16 protein-coding genes are annotated in these 20,003 nt (G+C 40.0%); 14 read left to right on the top strand and 2 right to left on the bottom strand.

Translation table 11 applies throughout. The annotated features are described in order from the left end of the window. The first annotated feature begins 389 nt into the window (after window positions 1-389). Complete coding sequence (locus tag A1QC_RS07030) at window positions 390-950, top strand: hypothetical protein (protein ID WP_017024120.1); 561 nt, start codon at window positions 390-392, stop codon at window positions 948-950. Between the two features lie 76 nt (window positions 951-1,026). Here the strand turns inward: A1QC_RS07030 and A1QC_RS07025 are convergent, their stop codons facing one another. After that, complete coding sequence (locus tag A1QC_RS07025; RefSeq protein WP_039836182.1) at window positions 1,027-1,608, bottom strand: TfoX/Sxy family DNA transformation protein; 582 nt, start codon at window positions 1,606-1,608, stop codon at window positions 1,027-1,029. 515 nt (window positions 1,609-2,123) lie between these two features. Here A1QC_RS07025 and A1QC_RS07020 point away from each other — a divergent pair. The 9 genes from A1QC_RS07020 (at window position 2,124) to A1QC_RS06980 (ending at window position 13,748) form a co-directional block, all read left to right on the top strand. After that, on the top strand, window positions 2,124-3,029 hold the full coding sequence (locus A1QC_RS07020) for a lysine exporter LysO family protein (RefSeq protein ID WP_026025698.1): 906 nt from the start codon (window positions 2,124-2,126) through the stop codon (window positions 3,027-3,029). Window positions 3,030-3,183: 154 nt separating this feature from the next. Next, window positions 3,184-3,705 (top strand): hypothetical protein, encoded by a 522-nt coding sequence (locus A1QC_RS07015; RefSeq protein ID WP_017024117.1) that lies wholly within the window; start codon window positions 3,184-3,186, stop codon window positions 3,703-3,705. A gap of 110 nt (window positions 3,706-3,815) precedes the next feature. Beyond that, entirely contained in the window at window positions 3,816-5,462 is a 1,647-nt protein-coding gene (panP, locus tag A1QC_RS07010) for a pyridoxal-dependent aspartate 1-decarboxylase PanP (protein ID WP_017024116.1), read from the top strand. Between the two features lie 275 nt (window positions 5,463-5,737). Further along, window positions 5,738-6,592, top strand: a complete 855-nt coding sequence (locus A1QC_RS07005) for a MurR/RpiR family transcriptional regulator (RefSeq protein ID WP_017024115.1) — start codon at window positions 5,738-5,740, stop codon at window positions 6,590-6,592. Window positions 6,593-6,709: 117 nt separating this feature from the next. Next, the gene (locus A1QC_RS07000; RefSeq protein ID WP_017024114.1) at window positions 6,710-6,973 is read left to right on the top strand and encodes a GrxA family glutaredoxin; all 264 of its coding nucleotides are present in this window, start codon (window positions 6,710-6,712) and stop codon (window positions 6,971-6,973) included. Between the two features lie 300 nt (window positions 6,974-7,273). Beyond that, a complete protein-coding gene (locus A1QC_RS06995) occupies window positions 7,274-8,956 on the top strand; it encodes an aspartate:alanine antiporter (protein ID WP_017024113.1) in 1,683 nt (560 codons plus the stop codon). A 389-nt stretch (window positions 8,957-9,345) separates the two neighbouring features. Beyond that, window positions 9,346-10,770: a DUF1254 domain-containing protein gene (locus A1QC_RS06990; RefSeq protein ID WP_017024112.1), complete on the top strand. Its 1,425-nt coding sequence runs from the start codon at window positions 9,346-9,348 to the stop codon at window positions 10,768-10,770. Between the two features lie 28 nt (window positions 10,771-10,798). Further along, window positions 10,799-12,331, top strand: coding sequence for a sulfatase-like hydrolase/transferase (locus tag A1QC_RS06985; protein WP_017024111.1), 1,533 nt, complete (start codon window positions 10,799-10,801; stop codon window positions 12,329-12,331). A gap of 226 nt (window positions 12,332-12,557) precedes the next feature. Further along, window positions 12,558-13,748: an anaerobic sulfatase maturase gene (locus A1QC_RS06980; protein WP_017024110.1), complete on the top strand. Its 1,191-nt coding sequence runs from the start codon at window positions 12,558-12,560 to the stop codon at window positions 13,746-13,748. 182 nt (window positions 13,749-13,930) lie between these two features. Here the strand turns inward: A1QC_RS06980 and A1QC_RS06975 are convergent, their stop codons facing one another. Continuing rightward, window positions 13,931-14,422, bottom strand: a complete 492-nt coding sequence (locus tag A1QC_RS06975) for a YcxB family protein (RefSeq protein WP_017024109.1) — start codon at window positions 14,420-14,422, stop codon at window positions 13,931-13,933. A gap of 457 nt (window positions 14,423-14,879) precedes the next feature. Here A1QC_RS06975 and A1QC_RS06970 point away from each other — a divergent pair, with 457 nt between their 5' ends. The 4 genes from A1QC_RS06970 (at window position 14,880) to A1QC_RS06955 (ending at window position 19,709) form a co-directional block, all read left to right on the top strand. After that, entirely contained in the window at window positions 14,880-15,599 is a 720-nt protein-coding gene (locus tag A1QC_RS06970) for a hypothetical protein (protein ID WP_017024108.1), read from the top strand. A 495-nt stretch (window positions 15,600-16,094) separates the two neighbouring features. Beyond that, window positions 16,095-18,266, top strand: a complete 2,172-nt coding sequence (locus A1QC_RS06965; RefSeq protein WP_017024107.1) for a hypothetical protein — start codon at window positions 16,095-16,097, stop codon at window positions 18,264-18,266. A gap of 124 nt (window positions 18,267-18,390) precedes the next feature. Then, a complete protein-coding gene (locus tag A1QC_RS06960; protein WP_017024106.1) occupies window positions 18,391-19,356 on the top strand; it encodes a viperin family antiviral radical SAM protein in 966 nt (321 codons plus the stop codon). After that, complete coding sequence (locus A1QC_RS06955; RefSeq protein WP_017024105.1) at window positions 19,353-19,709, top strand: hypothetical protein; 357 nt, start codon at window positions 19,353-19,355, stop codon at window positions 19,707-19,709. The genes A1QC_RS06960 and A1QC_RS06955 overlap by 4 nt, the downstream gene beginning before the upstream one ends. Window positions 19,710-20,003 lie beyond the last annotated feature (294 nt).

Raw genomic sequence — 20,003 nt, 5'->3', positions numbered from 1 at the left:
ATGACAAAGAGTTACATCTGTGAGAATGATGTAAAGTTCGCCTACATAGTAAGACAGTTTCGTCACAAGGTTACTCCAAGATGCAAGACCCACTTGGGTGTATGCCATTGAAACATTTTCTTTCCAAATTTAGGTAATCATAATGTAAGGATTACTCCAGAACGTTCCACTCTTTAGTAAAGTTTGTTAGTTTATATTCCAAGCCACTTGGGTATTAAATACTCGCCAAAACGGCATTTTAAAGTGACTGATGTATACATCTTGGTAAGCTTCTGCCAAAATTGTGCCATACAAGTAAAGAACGGATCGTCTTAACATTTTATGCTTATTTCTTAGTCGTATTTCTTTACTTAACTACCTATATTGTTTTAAGAAAAGGGTTTTCTTTCATGCGTAAGTTATTTATTTTTACTGGATGTTTACTTGCTTCAAGTTCTGTTTTTGCTGCAAGTGATAGCGCAAGCTCAGCGAACATGAGCAACTTCAATTACGATTACGTGGATGCTCGTATTGGATTAAGCCCAATGACTTTTGGTGCTGGTGTCAGTAAATCTATTCATCCAAATGCACACGCTATTTTGTCTCTTGATTCAGAATTCGACAACGATTACGACCTTTCCGCAGGTTTGGGGTTTCATGCTCCGGTGAATAATTGGGCAGACATTACCGGTGAAATGCTATTTAAAATGGTTGATGACGATACCAAAAAATTCGATAACGATGCTGGTATGGAAGTAAATATTGGTGTTAGACAATGGCTTGGCCCTCAATTTGAGGTTGCAGGTAAACTAGGTTATTACAAAATTAACAATGATGCTGATACTGATGATGTGTACGGCACCATTTCGGGTCGTTTCCATGCAACAGAATTGTTCTCGATTGGTCTTGAAGGAAAACTTAATTACATTTACGGCGATCAACTCATGATCACCACGCGCTTTAATTTCTAAGCGCAATATTTTTCTTCAACCTAATAAAAAACCTCGCATTTTTAAAGTGCGAGGTTTTTTGTAGATACATCAGAAATTAATGATGAACATTGGATAAAAGTTGCTGCCTTCTCGGCTCTTGAATAAGCTTCCAATGGCACCCATCTGCTGCACCTGCAAATTTCCACAATAAACGGATATCAACATCACCGCCATAAGCATCTTTCACACGTTTAAAGACGTCTTCAGGCCCCATTTGTAGAAAGGTTGTCACATCAGGTACACCGGCTTTTTTAACCATGCGTTCTAAGGTCAATTGCATATTAGGTAAATCACGCAATCTACGACTATCTTCCGACTTTTGAAATGCTCTTTCCTTTTTAGAGAATTCAATAGAGTCTTTAATGATGTCATCTAACAGTGCATCACCTTCGGTATATAGCTTTGTAATATCAAAGTAATTTACTGTTGCTACGGTTTGTTTTTTCACATGTTTGTATCTTTTGCATCCTTTTGCTTCGAGGGCTTCATCAAGACTACCACCACCACGAATAAAGATTATGCCATTAGAAATCAGAGCGTACATCGCATCTTCACTGAATAATCCAATACCACCAAACATCGAACGCTTTTGAAACGAGCCAAACTTGGTCACATACTCAAAAAATGACCTTTCCATATTACTGCCCATTTTGTAACCTCCATACTTATGTTTAACCCCCCGATCAAGACACAAGCGTCAATAACTGACTTTTTAACTGTAAACTTCCTTGTAACTAAATATTTGTTAAGTAATGAGAGCCACTCTAAAAACAAGTTATATTAATTAGAATTTTTATGACTGACTTCAATTAGAAATGATACTTCATGATGAAAATTAAGTAAGTGCGCAGCTCACATCACAAGGGTAAAAATTGCCGTGAAATGAGATTCCGATCGCAATTTTATCCACTAGTACACTTAAATAATAAAGATTAATTCGAACTAAAAATAATCAACCTTGTTGATATGAAACGTTTCAATTTTTAGTGCAAATTAATTCACCTCGTAAATAAATAACAATATTACTATTTTTATTCATTTTTATCATTAAGATAGTCAGTACTGTTCCCTACGGCCTTTACGTTAGGGTTATTGGATATAGACAGACTTAATCAATATATCCCTATTCTTCCCACAAACGTTGAGGTGTTTATGTATTCAGGCGTATTTATGATCTTCTTACCTTTGATCATCGGTTATTTTATCGCCTTACATAATGACGTTTGGTTAAGCCGTATTAATAAAACGGTGTCCTATCTTATTTATGTCATCTTGTTTTTAATGGGGTTGAGTTTGTCCGCTTTAGATAATCTAAGCAGCAACCTTCAAACTATTCTTCTTTACACGTCAACCTTCTTTATCACTATTGGACTTTGTAACCTCGCCGCGCTGCCATTTATCGATAAGTACTTTCCAGTCGAATCAACAGCAAAAGGTATCTCGCTTCCTATTTATATGATGGCGCTTGAATCCGCGAAATTAATCATTGTGGTCGGCGCTGGCTTATTAATAGGGCTTTTATTGCCATTCCAGTTACCGGGTATTAATGAATCCAGTGAAGCCATTCTTCTGTTGTTGCTTTTCTTTATTGGGATCCAACTGCGCAATAGCGGCTTAACATTACGACAAATCATTCTCAATAAACGCGGAATGATGATTGCGTTAGTGATTATTCTTACTTCTTGGTGTGGCGGAATACTGGCTGCGTATATTCTAGATATCCCACTGACGAACGCTTTAGCTATGTCCTCAGGTTTCGGGTGGTATTCATTAGCTGGAATTTTAATGGGTGACGCTTATGGCCCGATCTATGGCGGTGCTTCATTTATGCTGGAGTTATTACGTGAACTAGTCGCTTTGGTGGCCATTCCAATGTTAATACGCCGCTACCCATGTACTTCTATTGGGTATGCCGGTGCAACCGCAATGGACTTCACCCTTCCAGTGATTCAAAGCACAGGTGGTGTTAAATGTGTGCCGATTGCCATTGTTAGTGGCTTCATCCTGAGTATATTAGTGCCTGTTTTAATGCTGTTCTTTGTTTCTTTAGGCAGTTAAGATCATGTTATATCTAAGGTTACTTGGGTATAAGTACTGTTACGAAGCGTAAGGGTGATCACAAAGGCTCGCTTTTATTGATAGAATCACTGACTTATCTCGTTTACGGGTTTACAATGCTTCGGCTTAATTAGCCTCTATTCAAGGACTGACAATGAAAAAATTCGCCATTGCCCTTTTACTTTCCATGTCAAGTGGCTCTGTATTCGCAGCAAATAGCACCGATACTCAATGCTTAATCCAAAAATATGATGCTTATATTGATGCCTCTTTAACGTGGTACCAAGATCTTGTTTCGATTACGACCGAAACGCATCCAGACTTAAAAGAAGTCGGTGATTGGTTTTTAGCCGGACGCACTCACCACTTTGAACTCAATCGTGCCGCGGTAGATTATTACTTAGTTAAAGATCCATCGAAAGTCGCAACTGATGAGTCTGTTGAGTCATGGTTAAAATTGGAACAATCGGATATTAAAGTATTATCACAACGTGATGATGAGTTAGGCAAAATAGCGAAGACAACCTTCAATGATCGTCAGGCTCCACCTAACGAAAAAAACTACGAACTACGCTCAGCTTTCGCAGATTTATTAAGTCACCCAAGTAACATTAAGCCGGCTCTCGATAAATATAACAACGCCGTCGGCAAAGCAAGCGCTATAGAATGTAAGTAATCTACCACCTTTCTACCTTCAATATTGAGCGAGACTTTACCTATAATTTCATATAAATTATCTCGCTCAAATTTGAATATAATTAAAATACCAAAGAAGAAAGCCGTTTTATGGGATCTGATGACAAAATTGTAGATGTCAATTTTGAGAGCTTACTGCGTATCTTTACAGTACCTGAAGCTCCCGACTCCACTTTAGGAAATATCGAGCAAAAACTTTCTCAAAATCTTAATGAATTTTTGAGAGAGCACATCGTTGCAGAAGAAAAGCCGTTATCCGAGATCGAAAAAGATTTCTCCGATGCTGCCATTCCTGAAATTCCAAGTTTTGTCTCAGAACACACCCAGCACCTTTTAGATACTGTGGTTTCCCACTCGGTTCATACTTCCGCTCCAAGCTTCATCGGGCATATGACCTCGGCACTGCCTTACTTTTTGATGCCTTTATCTAAGATCATGATTGCGCTTAATCAGAACTTAGTAAAAATAGAAACCTCGAAAGCTTTCACACCTCTTGAGCGACAAGTATTAGGCATGCTTCACCGGCTTATTTATGGTGAAAACGACACCTTTTACCAACAATGGATGCACAGTGCCGAGCATTCTTTAGGCGCTTTTTGTTCAGGCGGAACCATCGCCAATATTACTGCGCTGTGGGTGGCACGTAATAATGCTTTAAAAGCAGATGGCCAATTTCAAGGCGTCGAAAAAGAAGGATTATTCAATGCCATGATGCATTATGGCTATAAAGGAATGGCTATTTTGGTTTCTGAACGTGGTCATTACTCATTAAAAAAAGCCGCCGATGTATTGGGTATTGGTCAACACAGCTTAATTTCAGTAAAAACAGATGACCAAAACCGTATTTGCCCGACATCACTCGAGCAAACTATCCGTGATCTTAAAGCTCAAAATATAAAGCCATTTGCCATTATTGGTGTCGCCGGTACAACCGAAACAGGTAACATTGATCCACTCGATAGCATTGCCGATATTGCAGAGCGTGAACAATGCCACTTCCATGTTGATGCCGCTTGGGGTGGTGCAACACTAATGTCGAATAATTATCGCCATTTACTAAAAGGCATAGAACGCGCCGATTCAGTCACTATCGATGCCCATAAGCAGCTTTATATTCCTATGGGCGCAGGTATGGTGTTATTCAAAGATCCAAGCGCTATGAAATCGATTGAACACCATGCTGAATATATTTTACGTAAAGGCTCAAAAGACTTAGGGGCGCATACACTTGAAGGTTCTCGTTCTGGTATGGCCATGCTGGTTTATTCCAGTATGCACATTATCAGCCGCCCAGGTTATGAACTCTTAATCGATCAGAGCATTGAAAAAGCACAATATTTTGCCGACCTCATTGAACAACAACCTGATTTTGAACTTATCTCTAAACCAGAGCTCTGCATCCTCACTTACCGATATGTTCCGGCAAGCACTCAGCAAGCCTTAGCCCTTGCTTCAGCAACAGAAAAAGCAGAGATACATCAGTACCTCAACGAGCTCACCACCTTTATTCAAAAGAGCCAGCGTGAAAATGGTCGCTCTTTTGTTTCTCGAACTCGCCTAACACCTAAAAAATGGGATCGTATGGAGACCAATGTTTTTAGGGTTGTGCTTGCCAATCCACTTACCGGAAAAGACATTCTTCACTCAGTAATTGAAGAACAAAGAGTCATAGCACAATCTAGCCCTGTGCTACTCCCTAAAATAAAAGCGCTCACTGAAAAAATCCTTCAAAGTTAAATCACATCAGCTTGATATAGGCTCTTTTTTGTACTGAATTAACATTGAATTGAAATTTTATTTCTAAAAGCTACATGGCACTCATCGTTATGGGGCTTTTTATCGCTTATTTACTTCAAAACACTTCCAAAACTGTAATTAATTTTGAGCTTTGTCATATTCTCAGAATAAAAAAATAACTGTATACGTCTTTCAAGCATATCCATGGTTATACTTTAACGATTACGTTGGCAACTTCATTCTTTGACTTAAATGTGAGCATTTCCGAGAGCAGTATGAATACATTAGAAAAGATCCAAAAAAACCTCGATATTTTCAGTAAATCAGAACGTAAAGTCGCAGAAGTTATTATTGAAGCGCCACAAACGGCGATTCATTCCAGTATTGCCACCCTCGCAAAAATTGCTAATGTCAGCGAGCCAACGGTTAATCGCTTTTGCCGTCGCTTAGACACCAAAGGTTTCCCTGATTTTAAATTACATCTAGCGCAAAGCCTTGCTAGCGGTACGCCATACGTTAATCGTAATGTTGAAGAATCCGACGGGCCAGATGCCTATACCTACAAAATATTCGAATCCGCTATGGCGTGTTTAGATGTGGCGAAAAACAGCATTGATCCTTACCAGATAAACCGAGCTGTCGATTTACTCACCCAAGCGAAGCGAATTTCATTTTTTGGCTTAGGTGCATCATCAGCCGTCGCTAAAGATGCGCAAAATAAGTTCATTCGATTCAAAATCCCAATCATGAATTTTGATGATATTGTTATGCAACGTATGAGCTGTATTAATTCAACTGAAAACGATGTGGTGGTACTGATTTCACACACTGGCCGCACCAAAAGCCAAGTAGAAATCGCCCATGTAGCACGAGAAAATGGTGCCACGGTTATCGCCATTACCGCCAAAGATTCACCATTGGAAGCGGCAAGCGATCTCTCTATTACCCTTGATGTGCCAGAAGATACCGATGTTTATATGCCAATGGCGAGCCGCATTGTCCAAATGACCGTAATTGACGTTCTTGCAACTGGGTTTACCTTACGCCGAGGCTCGGGCTTCAGAGAGAACTTAAAACGAGTTAAAGACGTATTGAAAGACTCCCGATACGACAAAGTGAATCCGTTTTAATTTTAATCACTGAACTCTTGATAGATATTACCTATTGAAATAAATGCTGATATCAACTTTAAATCCTCGATATCTTAAGGCATAGTGAGCGGCATAATGAAAGTAAGGAGAAAATCGATGTTTGTAGTAATTTTTGGTCGCCCTGGTTGCCCATTTTGTGTTCGTGCGAAAGATCTTGCCGATAAATTGAAAGAACAACGTGATGATTTCAACTACCGTTATGTTGATATCCACGCTGAAGGAATTAGCAAGGCAGATCTAGAAAAAACCGTTGGTAAACCTGTTGAAACGGTTCCACAAATCTTTGTTGACCAAGACCATGTCGGTGGATTCACAGAGTTTGAAGCTTATTCAAAAGCAAACTTAGGTCTGTACGATTAATATGCATATATAAATTGCATGAGGGTGTTGATAACATCTAATCCTCGCAAAAAGGTAATACGACTAACAGCCCTTCTTTGGGCTGTTTTTAATTGTATTTTTCACTTCCAATTCCAAATGTTTACTTGAATAAATGGATCCTAAATTCAAATTTGATAACCAAAAATTAACATATAAAAAATTAATATTAAAAAAGCATAATTTCTCTTATTCATTCCCAATTTATCCGATACACTTTAAGTATTCTTTACTGGTGTAAAAAGCCGTTTCTTTTGTTATACCCTTTCGCTTGAGATTACCGTGAATATAGACGTTGCTGCGCTCTTAAATCAAAACCCTATACTATTATTATTTGTTGTCCTTGCCATTGGGTTATCCATTGGCAAAATTCGATTTGGCAATTTCCAACTTGGCAATTCAATTGGTGTGCTGCTTACCGCGCTATTGATGGGACATTTAGGATTTGATTTTAATGCTGAAGCACTCACCATCGGGTTCATGCTGTTTATCTATTGCGTTGGAATTGAAGCTGGTCCCAATTTCTTTGGCATCTTCTTTCGAGATGGTAAGCACTACTTCTTTTTAAGCCTTGTCGTGTTAGTCACGGCCATTGGTCTAACCTATGGTCTTGGACATTTATTGGGATTAGATTTCGGTCTAACCTCCGGTATTATGGCCGGTTCCATGACCTCCACACCAATATTAGTAGGGGCGCAAGATGCATTAAATTCGGGTTTAGGTACGATCCCTGACGACATGCAATTAGCAACCATTTTAGACAACCTATCTGTTGGTTATGCACTTTCTTATCTGATTGGCTTAACCAGTATGATCATGTTTGCCAAACTGCTTCCAAAACTACAAAAAGAAAACCTAAGCGACTCAGCACAACGTATCGCACAAGAGCGTGGATTAGGTGGCGCTGGACAGAGAAAAGTTTATTTACCGATTATTCGTGCGTATCGCGTCGGACAAGAACTGATCGATTGGGCCGATGGTAAAAACCTTAGAGAGCTCGGTATTTATCGTCAAACCGGTTGCTACATTGAACGTATTCGCCGAAATGGTATTTTAGCCCACCCTGATGGTGATGCGATTTTACAACTTGGCGATGAAATTGCGCTCGTAGGTTACCCTGACAGCCATGCACGCCTTGATCCTAGTTTCCGAAATGGTAAAGAAGTATTTGACCGTAACCTATTAGACTTACGAATCGCAGAAGAAGAAATTGTAGTAAAAAGCGATAGTATCGCGGGTAAAAAGTTATCGGATTTGAATATCGCTGAATACGGTTGTTTCCTCAGTCGCGTGGTTCGGGCTCAAATTGAAATGCCAATGGATTTAAACATCGTGCTCGCAAAAGGTGACATTCTACAAGTCAGTGGTGAAAAGAGCCGTGTATTAGGGCTTGCCGAACGCATTGGTTTCATCTCCATTCATAGCCAAATTGCCGACTTATTAGCCTTCTGTAGTTTCTTTATCATTGGCTTATTATTCGGCTTAATCACCATGACCTTTGGCCAAGTCACTTTTGGCCTTGGTAATGCGGTAGGGTTATTAATTGCTGGGATCACCTTGGGCTTTTTAAGAGCAAACCACCCCACTTTTGGTTATGTGCCTCAAGGTGCGTTAAATATGGTGAAAGACTTAGGCTTAATGGTGTTTATGGTGGGTATTGGTCTGAGTGCTGGTAGTAATATGTTTGACTACCTCGGGCAAGTTGGTGCCAAAATCATCGGTGTCAGTTTCATTATCAGTGTTGTGCCTGTGGTATGCGCGTATTTGTTCGGTGCTTATGTTCTAAAAATGAACCGTGCTTTACTCTTCGGTGCCATTATTGGAGCTCGTACATGTGCCCCAGCAATGGATATTGTTAATGATTATGCTAAATCAACCATTCCTGCGCTTGGGTATGCCGGCACTTATGCGATTGCTAATATACTCATGACCCTTGCAGGCACACTATTAATCATACTCAGTTAACCCAATTACCTCATTAGTCCAAGTGACTCATTTCCATCAATAAAGCCGCCTTCGAAAATATATCGTTGGCGGCTTTTACTTTCATGCCTTGAATACTTCATATCATCTGTTAACTACGTTTACTCACACAACATTTACAAGGATAACAATGCTTCAAAGAACGAAGTGATCTGGATCTTATTTAAAGATATTTTAACTTTAAGAACAAGAAGTTAAGTAACTCCTAGACTATAGTCTATCTTTTCAATATTCAATTATTCACCCAAGCTCACAGTTTTTATTGATAGATTACTCTTTAATGAATAATGAATGAGTAAGTCCTTTTCTCAAATGGAAGCAAATGCGTCACGTTGTTTATACTCATTACTTTAAACAAGAGGTTATATAAAATGAAAAAGACATGGAACAAAACCATTTGTGCTGCGTTAATCAGCTCGGCGTTATTTACTGTAAATATTTCTCATGCCGCAGATGTAACAGCAAATGCTCAACCTGTCATGAATGTACAAAATCCTCTAGAACAAGAAAGTTATATACTCGGCGTTAATGCTTACTTGTGGGGCTCCACATTAGTGAGAATGGAAAATGTCTCACGCCTGTATACTGACTTATCTCAAAAACAATCAGATACCAGTTATCGAGCAGCATTGAACAATTTTGGTCATGCTCGCCGCCTACCGACCGATGTCGATAGTGATATGCCAACGGCTAACCGAGACACATTGTATTCCAGCGCAATTGTTGATTTAAGCAATGGCCCCGTTATTTTATCAGTCCCAGCAATTTCTGATCGCTACTACGTTATCGATATGTTCGACATGTGGCATAACCTGTTCCAATATGTCGGCACACGCTCCACTGGCACTCTAGCTCGTAATTTCATGATGGTACCTCCAGGTTGGAAAGGTACTGCTCCTCGTGATGTTGAGGTCGTTGAATCACCAACAACCAAAGTTTGGTTATGGGGACGTACTCAAGTTTTCAATGAAAAAGATTACCCGACTGTTCATGCCATTCAAGACAAGTACACCTTAACCTCGTTAAGCGAATACCAAGGCGGTAAAGCAACCAAAGTAAACCCACTACCAAAAGCACCGGGCGATGCTAAAGATCCTCTGAACTTCTACGTTCAGCTCGGTGAATACCTTAAAGCCAACCCGCTTCCAGAACGTCAACAAGCTTTGTTTGGCCAATTTAAGAAAATTGGTATTACTGAAAATGGCTTTGATAAGAGTCAATTATCACCCGCTCAGCAAAAACTATTGGCACAAGCCGTGGTTGATGGTCAAAAAATCGTAAATGTACAAGCTGCGAACCCGAGTGCCACTACAGCAAAAGATGGTTGGTATTACTCATTCCTATTAGATTCATTTGGCGATGATAATGCATTCCGCTCTTTAGTTTCTCACCCCTACTTAGGTGGGCAAGGCGCCAAAGAAGCGATGTATCCCATTGCCTATACCGATATTAAAGGCAAACCATTGTCAGGTCAGAATGATTACACCATGCATTTTGACAAAGAGCCGCCTGTAGGTGCGTTTTGGTCGGTCACGGTTTACGACGCTAAAACCAAATTATTAGTAAAAAATGAAATCCAACGCTTCAACATTAACGATCAAACACCGATCACCAAAGCGAAAGATGGATCTTTTAATTTACACTTCTCTCATCAAAAACCAACGGATGACACATTATCTAATTGGGTACCATTACCAAAAGATGGTTTCTATGTCATCACGCGGATGTACATTCCGACGAAAGAAGTTCTCGATATGAAATGGACGGTACCTGCGATTCAGCCTGTTACCCAATAATTCACAACACCCCTTAACCGAGGTAAACATGAAAGTAAAAACCTTTACCAAATCAGCGCTCGCTGTGGCGGCAGTGGCATCATTTGGTGCTCATGCTGCTCCATCGCAGCCAAATATTTTAACCATCATGCTCGATGATGTTAGCCCTGCTGACTTATCGGCATACCACCGTGGCCTAGGTGCGATTGAAACACCTAACATCGATCGTATTGCAAAAAGCGGCATGATGGTCAGTGACTATTACGCTCAAGGCAGCTCAACCGCTGGTCGTTCAGCCTTTATTACGGGTCAATACCCTATTCGTACTGGTTTGACTACTGTAGGTCAACCGGGTTCTCACATCGGTATTCAAGATTCAACCCCAACATTAGCGCAAATGCTAAAAGATAAAGGGTATGACACCATCGCAGTTGGTAAATCTCACATTGGTGATCGTAATGAATTCCTTCTAACTCGTCACGGTTTTGACGAGTTCTTCGGTTTCCTATACCACTTAAACGTAATGGAAATGCCAGAGCAACCTGAGTTTCCAAAAGATCCAAACTTTGTAGGTTACCCACGTCATGTAATCCATACTTTTGCAACCGACAAAGATGACCCAACGGTTGATAAGCGTTGGGGTAAAATTGGTAAACAAACCATCGAAGATAAAGGCGTTCTAGGTTCTGAGCGCATGAAAACCATCGATGATGAATTCTTTGCTTATGCTGGTGATTGGATCACTAAACATAAACAAAAATCACCAGACAAGCCGTTCTTCATGTGGCTTAACCCTTCACGTATGCACCAACAAATTCATGTTAAAGATGAATACTTAGGTGCAAGTGGTCACACAGAATACTTTGATGCCCTAAAAGAGCTTGATGATCAAGTCGGTGTATTACTCGACCAACTGGATAAGCAAGGCTTAACCAAAAACACCATCATCATGTTTACTGCCGATAACGGTATTAACCTAGACCATTGGCCAATGGCGGGTACCGCTCAATTTAGAGGCCAAAAAGGCACAACTTGGGATGGTGGGTTCCGCGTACCAATGCTTATAAGCTGGCCGGGACACATCCCTGCTGGATCTTACACGGGTGAGTTCATGACCTCTGAAGACTGGGTACCAACCCTAATGGCAGCGGCGGGTGATACCACAGTTAAAGAACGTTTACTAAAAGGAACAACCATTGATGGCGAGCAATTCAAATCTCACCTAGATGGCTACAACCAATTAGATGTTTTGACTAAAGGTGGCAAGAGCGAGCGTCAATTCTTCCCTTACTATAACGAAACGAGCTTAAACGCGTTCCGTGTAGGTAAATGGAAAGTGAACCTTCGTACGAAGAGTGAATGGTTCGCAGAGCCTCAAGAATGGCCTGTTGGCATGCTTTACGACCTAAAAGCCGATCCTTATGAGCGTACTCCGGATACTCGTGGTTGGTTCCTATGGGTAAAAGAGCGTTCTTGGGTAGTGCCAATTTTACAAAAACAAATGATGGAATATCAAAAATCGCTAAAAGCGTTCCCACCAGCACAAGACGCTGGCGGTATTGGTATGTCATCTAAAGGCTAAGAAATTCTATTAGCAATGAAAAATCCGAGTATGTTGATTATACTCGGATTTTTATTTTCACTTTGTTATCAATCCAAATTAATTAAAGTTGACGTGAAGTGATTAACAAGCCGGGTATAAACTTGAAATTTCTCGCCTTAATTTGGCTCAATACGCGTATAATGACGTGAATGAACTCATAATAAAAACAACCCATTATTGTTACATCATGGGATAGGAAGCATTAATGACAACCGCTCAATCAACCCCAACGATTCCGTATAGCATCTTCATTAAGGCAGAAAGTGCCAAATGTAATCTTGATTGCCATTATTGCTATTACTTACGCAATGAAGAAAAGAACTTACCGGGTATGGATGTCGAATTGGCAGAAAAAGTCGTCAAAGATCATATCCTTTCTCAACCAGAAAAAAGCCCACAAGTCGATTTCATCTGGCATGGTGGTGAACCTATGATGCGTGGACTTGAGTTTTACGAACAAGTCGTTACGGCGCAAAAAGCCACACAAACCAAAAAACAAATTGTGAATACCATTCAAACCAATGGCACCTTGATTAACGACCGTTGGGCGCAATTTTTTAAAGATGAAAATTTTATGGTTGGGATCAGTATTGATGGCCCTAACCTCATTAACGACATTGCTCGCATAGATAAAAAAGGCCATTCTTCATTTGAACGTACTATGCGTGGCCTTGAGCACTTAAAAAAGTTTGATGTCGAATTCAACACCCTTACCGTGATCAACAACAAAAGCTACAAAATGGGAAAAGAGATCTACTCATTCTTAAAAGACAACGGTAGTGGCTACATGCAGTTTCAACCGTGTATCGATCATGAAATGGATCGCCGCTTTGACTATGACTGGACACTAACCGGTGGCCAATGGGGAGTGTTTCTTTGCGATGTGTTCGATGCATGGTGTGAAGACATTGGCAAAACCTATGTGCAATTTTTTGAAAACTGCTTAATGATTTTAATGGATTACCCAAGCCAGATGTGTCACCACGCACCAACGTGCGGCCAGCAGTTAATGATGGAATCGGATGGTCGCGTCTTCAGCTGCGACCACTTTGGCTACGATGAATTTAAAATTGGCCAAGTTAAAACCGATGAAGGTACACAAACCGCAACGGAACTGGCACAAATGGTGTCCTCTCAAGAGCAACGAAAATTTGGGCAAGATAAATTCGATACGCTGAGCGATAAGTGTAAAACCTGCGATTTCTTAGCATTATGCAACGGTGGCTGTCCGAAAAACCGTGTCGGTAAATTTGTAAATGCCAATAAAGTAGAACAAGACCACAACGTATTGTGTGAAGGCTATGAAATGTTCTTCAAATACGCCCTACCACGCCTTTTAAAGATGACTGACGCTATGAAGCAAGGTTACTCACCCGCTTTCTACAAGCTCGTGTAGTAAACTTTTAAAGCTTGATATACAAGAATGCCAGCACTTGATGCTGGCATTCTTGTATTAGGAGTAAATCTAACTCATTTTTGGACAAAAATGAGCTAGGAACATGGCTTATTTAATCTCATTTCAGATAATAAAATGTATGGGAAGTCTCTAAGGTGACCAGTTTTACTTGGCCGCTACAACTACTTTTCAGGTGCCTGATGCTGTTTGACAATGAATGCGATCACTTCATCATTTAAGCAAGATTGACTGACATATTGCCGCTGTTTACCCATATGAAAAACAATCCCTAAATCGCCTTGTTGGACTTGATCGATTTTATCCCAAGCGATGCGACGACTATTAGCAGGGCTTTCATAACGCACACCGCTATCGTCTACGTGAAACGTCACTTTACTTCCAGAGCCAGTACTGTAGGTTTGTCTCCACACCCACCAAGCTCGGTGAAAGTATACATTCAGCACCTCAACTACACTCAGCACAATAAAAAACCACCCAAGATAACTGCTAGGTAATAGTTTGAATTGAACGACGATGCCACCAAAAATAAGAAAAAACATGGCTTTTAAATAGGATCTAGGAAACGTAGAAGGACGGCTTGTTTGGTCATAGCACTCTTCAAAAAAAGGTTTATCGAGAGTGTATTGTGTAGTGAAATCAAAATCTTTAGACATATTGGGCTACTTTGACGTTATCGGTGAATGAGGTTCCGTCGTGAAGACAGTGACCATTTGTATTCTTGAGGATATTTATTTGCTTTGATTTAAGGTGTCAGTCTCGGTTCTGGAAAGTTAATTTGCTTCGTCTCTAGCAAGCTTCTGGACATAAATGAGTTTCAGGGATTCTAATATTAGTGATTCATGAATAACTTTTTATAAGGCAGTTTGCCAATTAATACGCCTTTGTACAGTGCGCACTTTGTCTAATTATGGTTAATGGTGCATCTTATCTAGACGAAGTAATTATTAAATTTAGCTGAACCTACATTGATTTCTTTCTTGGTAGGACTATAAAGAATTATTGTCAAAGAACTTAAATCAATATAATTCATAGAAATCACCATGCTCAATCGAGGTGGTGGTTTGTGTCTGTTTGACAATTTGTCCTTATGACTATTAAAAGTGATTATCAATGAAAAAAAATAAGACAGTACCTTTAATCTGGGTTGTAACATCTTGGGCTGTGATTTGGTTAGGGTTATACACCATGAACTTTTATAAACTTCCTATAAGCAATGATCCTGAACCTTGGGCACATTTTTCAACATTCTTTAGCGGTGTAATAATTGGGCCACTTACGTTTGTTGCTTCAGGAATAGCGGCATGGTTTGTTTATAAAACATTAGAAATTGAACGCAAAAATTACAGAAAAAATGTCGCTATAATTGAAGTGGACTCATATAAAGATAAACTTTTAAGGTTTAAAGAGGCTTTCGATGAAAAAATCAATCTTCAAGTAAACAATAAACATTTTCACAATGAGCTAAAAGGGAAAAAAATTGTTGAAATACTACAAGAGTACGCAGATACAACTAGGGTTCTTACTAACGAAGAAAAGCAAGAGATGCTGAAGCTTGCTCATTCCATTCTTGGGAGTGTAAACGTTCTTGTCCAATGTGCTTATACGTATAGCCATATGATGAATCATAAGATAATTGAAACAGAAGACGAGAAGGAAGCTCATGTCTGTACAGAGTACTTTATCTGGTATCAACGCTATAGCATACTTGCTCTTAACTTAATAAAAATATGTGAACCAAATAAAATAGAAGAAAATAAGTATTTTCAGTGCTTATTCGTTCTTGAAACTGATAACGAAAACCACTTCATAAAAAAATCACTTAGTTCATAATTATTGAAGCCATTTAAGCGCACTCTGTTGAGTTGGTCGAATTTACCCCGTGATATAACACGGGGATTCACGACGAACAGCATTAGAAGAATGGATAACTTCTAGTAAGGGAAAAGCTCATGAACGGGTTGTGAATGACTAAAAGGTCTAGATTACAATGGGGCATGCTCGTGACAGAAGTGATTGGCCTGACGCGAGCGTGTTCCTACTTAGCCTAGCTTACCGGTACCGTAAAACGTCTCTGGGTATAATTTTTTTACGCAGTCAAACTAAGCTCTGATAAGGGTACTCATTTTTCGTATCAAATCACTAACCCGTTGACAAGGCGACAGAATTAACTTACCTTCTATTGGACTAAATTGCAGTCGGCTATCGAGTACGTTACTCACTTTTCCGCTCCCCTCTATTGCACGGGAGGTTTCAGCTGCAAATCCGGACACTGCTCCGGTTAATTCTATATGTGAAACCTAACTCCCATTTTTATTGGAGAAAACTATGTGCAGGATAGATGCGCCATTTGGCAATCGCTCCCTCGATGAAAAAAAAGATCCCGTCGAACGTTTCGTACAAGCACTTGACGAATTTGAAGTTAAAGACAATTTCCGAACGTTATTGATTAAACACCTGTCAGAAAACTGGATTGATGTTTTTTACAGTTCTTCCCGTCTTGAAGAAGCGTTGACTACTGCTAACGAGCAGAACTCTGAACCAGAAAAATGCATAGCGCTTGCGTTTTGCCAAAATGTAAATATACGCTTTCGGTTACAGCCATTTCGTGATGACGATTCTTATAGAGAGTCATTGCTTTTTAAATTTTTGGCTGATGTGGCAAGCACATATTTTCCAACCTCTCCTCACGGTTTCTATAAGGCGGGGATAGAAAGACATCTTCACTCATATGCTTGGTTTGTTCGAAATCACTATGGTGATGAGTTTTTTCTCACCAAAGAGTTCTTTAATGATGAAGCATTTAGCTCTCTAAATGAAAATGAGAGAATGCACATTCTTTGGGATTGCTTCTACTTTATCGCGCCAACGTTTGACTGTTTAAACAATCATTCAGACGACTCGGCCTTAGTTAATGGACTACTATCGCTAGCTTCATCAAACGATGATTCTAGCTCCCCTAGCGAACACGCTCAATCAATCCAACTAGGTCTAGAGTTCTTAAGAGCATGGCTCAAATATGATGCTGAAATGGGACGAATTTCTTTCAACCCATCTAGATTTTTCTGGGACTCCCCTTGGCAAAGACTTGAGTCACTAGTTTGGCAAAAAGACTTTGATGACGAAGAGGCCAAAAGCTCTGTAACTAACTGGCTCAACAACACAAAGCGAGATCTTGAGAAGGTTCTAATTCTTAATTTCAACGTAGACAGTGTTGGAGATCTAGAGGCTAAAGAGTGGGCGAACCACATAGATCAATATTTTAGCGATATCTACCGTCACATTCAGATTGATATTGACTGGAGAACATACGAACACGATAAGTTCGATATTCGTCTAAAAAAAGAGCTTGAGGATTTATGTTCTCAGTTAACTCCTAAACAATTAGAAGCATGGATCCAATGGTCAATCCAGCAAGATTTTGACCATATTTTGAGCAGCAAACAAATATTGCCAGAATTGTCTAAAAGCTCTGAGAGATGGGTATGCGAAACTTTCTTTGGTGTTTGGAAAGATCTTTTCTTAGCAAACTTAGATACGTTAGAAGCTCGCGAACAACTTCATGTTTTATCTGCTACTTTTCCTGCAAGAAGGGGAGAATCATCCGAATTTATCCGGGCCTGTTTTGAATGGTGGCGTGGGCTGTTTAATCAGCTTCCAGAAACAAATGGTTTTCCTAAAACGTTAATCCCTGAGTGGACGGTCACCGCCACTCGTTGTTTACACGAGCAAAACCTATTTCCATACATCGATAAAAGTATAGGGATTTTAAGAAAAGAAGTGACCGGAGCATGCCAGCCTGAAGAGCAGAAAAGGCATGATGACCAGCTCAAACAGCTACTAGAAGGGCTTGATCGTTTACATCCTAACAAATCCTTTCGTCATCGATTGTTACTAATGCGCTCCTATACTCTACCGCTAACTGATGAATCGATTTCTTTGGGAAGTCCATTTAACCAAAGTAATTTAACTCAATGGTATATTCCTGTATGTGATCTAGCTACTCGGCTGTTTGAGAAACACCTAGATGTTAAGTTGACCGAGTCAGCTGAAAACCGTTTGAAAGCTTTGATGGGACCTTATGTTACATGCACTAATGAGTTAGCAGAGTTTTGCCTAAGCCGTTTACGCCTTCGTAAAGGTGAAAAAGCGAGAGAAAAACAATACACAGCCGAACAAATAGTTGAGCAGTCTTCAGTTTGGCGACAAGGGTACTTAAAGGCATTAACTGAATTAGGGGTTGACCTTAACGGTAAAGTTCATAAGGCAGTGTATTTCATCAAACAGTCAGACCCTGATCCTGATGTACGAGCAATCGCAAGTGAATGTTACAAAGCAGTCCGCAGAAGAACAAAAAAGAATTCTACTATTCCTGATTTGAAGCGAGGCATTATTGCAGCTGAATGGTGGCTACTTATCTGCCAACGACAAAAACTTGGTATGGTAATAAACCATGAGGACGCCCTCAAAACGAGACGTAACTTAATGCGCACCCCATAAACTACATTTAATTCATTCATCCAATCTTGGTGTACTGGAGCCTGATGCTCCTACTCTGACGCTTACCGTCCGCCATGTAAAAACTTTATGGCCTACAAGAGTAGGCCTGTCAAGGAGTATACGTATGTCTACAGAAACCCACCTTATTACTAACACAACGAACGAAACGGCCTCTAGTCATAGTCAGTTAAATGAACTCGTAATCAACTGGCACATAACAGAGGCGTGCAACTATAACTGTACCTATTGCTTTGCTAAGTGGGGAAAACCCAATGAACTGCATCGTTCATTGGATGCAATTGAAAAACTGCTCGACAAGCTAGCTAGCTATTTCATTCATGGTGACCCAGAGATAAAAAGAACTCTTGGTTACCAAGATGTACGTTTAAATTTCGCTGGTGGTGAGCCAATGCTATTAGGTAGCTCGTTCTCTACGGCCTTAGGGCTGGCAAAACAAAAAGGATTCAAAACTTCAATTATTACTAACGGCAGCTACCTGCTAAGAAGTCGTTTTGAGTTACCTCCTAACACTTTAGATATGGTTGGTATCAGCTTCGATAGTCAACAACATCTAGTAAGAAGAGAGTTAGGTCGTATTGATAGAAAAGGCAATTCATTTAACATAGATGATCTTAAGCTCGCAATCCAACATCTATCGCACACTCAAAAAGGCTTGAAGACCAAAATAAACACTGTTGTAAATGTTCTAAATTGGGAAGAAGACTTCTCTCCGCTAATTTCCACTATGTCGCTAGATAAATGGAAAGTTCTTCAAGTCATGCCAACTGGTAAGAGTGACTTGCTAGTTTCAGATGAACAATTTAGTAGTTTTGTTGAACGACATTCAGGCAAAGGCTTACCAATCTCCGCTGAATCAAACAATACAATGACTGAGTCATACTTGATGGTTGACCCAAACGGACGTTTTTATCAAAACTCTAAAGGTATGTCTGGTTATAGTTACAGTGAACGTATTACTGATGTGGGCGTAGAGACTGCATTAAACCAAATAAACTTCAATTGTAATCGTTTTAAGTCTCGTTACTATGCTGGAAAACCATCCAACATTTGTGGTGAGGTGTTGGCATGAAAAGTGAAACGTGCTTAGGGAAAGTATCCGGCAAACCTTTAAGCTTTTATTATACGGAGTTTGAAGCACAAAGCGCAGCTGAATACTCCAAGAATGTTTATGACAATGAGTTAGCGCCGTATGAATGTCAAAGGTGCAATTACTGGCATTTATCGCCAAAATGTAGAATGACTCCTAGTCAAAAGTGTAGCAAATGTACATCTGCTACCAATGAGTATAAAAATTCGTACTTAACTAGCAAGGAAGCAAAAATTAGAGCAAGTATTATTTACGAAGAGCAAGGCATTGCGTTAGAGGTTTATAAGTGCAGGCATGGTAACGGTTGGCATCTAACCAAAGCCAGAAATTACTAATTCCCTCGATTACACATCCGCTCAGGAGTGGGCTGTACCGCACCAGTGCCCACTTCTACTGGCTCTAAGGCGCTTTTGTCCCAAAGTGACTCAAAACCATCTTCAGCATATCTCCGGGCAACCGATTTCTAACTGCTCACCTTTAATGAATAATTGTGCAGTCACATATATTTCTCTCACATGAATTTTATTGGGGGAAACTTGGAAGCAGGACGACAAGCTATTTAATGAGAGAAAATGACAATGGGGCATAAATGAGCTAGCGCCCTTACCGTCACCCCGCACATGAGCCTA

Origin of the sequence: Vibrio rumoiensis 1S-45 (genome assembly GCF_000286955.2) — a bacterium.
GTDB lineage: Bacteria > Pseudomonadota > Gammaproteobacteria > Enterobacterales > Vibrionaceae > Vibrio > Vibrio rumoiensis_A.
This window is presented reverse-complemented; position numbering and strand designations above follow the sequence as displayed.